The sequence below is a fragment of the Vibrio sp. 970 genome, assembly GCF_033339075.1.
In genome coordinates, this window is the sequence record NZ_JAWOTW010000520.1 from 1 (window position 1) to 606 (window position 606).

Annotated in this window: 1 pseudogene; it reads right to left on the bottom strand. The window is 36.8% G+C overall.

The window, feature by feature from the left end:
* Positions 1-184 precede the first annotated feature (184 nt).
* Positions 185-606: pseudogene (locus R7Q11_RS27640) on the bottom strand (molecular chaperone); the annotation flags it as partial.

Consider the following 606-nt stretch of genomic DNA (forward strand, 5'->3'; position numbering starts at 1 on the left):
TTGATCACCAATTCTAGTTTCAAGCTAATATTGTTAAACTTATCAAAAGAAAAGTTTTCAGGACTCGGTAACTCAGAAAAACTGTTGGGTGAGTTCGCACAAAGGCCAATATTGCTCCACGCCATACTTAGTAATCCAAGCAAAAGCAAGACATACATTTCATTACGTCTGTTCATTATTATCATTATTGCGTCAATGGTATTTTGTAGCGTTTACCTCCAATATTCGCACTCAAACTCATATTGTTTATATTCTTATATGAAATAGGCCAAACCTTATATTGCTCTGGAAGAATATAACCGGCTAATCCTTCAGAAATCATTAACGGTTCTTTATTCGGAGAATCCAGTTGTAAATTCACCAGACGCACATGATGATTTCCTGAGTTTTTAATGTGAATAAAGCGTTGATTATTTTTCTTAATCAATTGAGCTTGCAAACCATTCCACAACTCACTGTCCTTATTCTGCTGTTGAGTATTGTTAAGTCCTTTTCCATAGATAAATAAGGGGATGGAGTAGCGCATTCGAACTTTAACCGCGAGTTCATTTTCCATCGAATCGGTTAGAGGGTCGTGAGTTGGAGGCAGTTCATCGATGATCACTC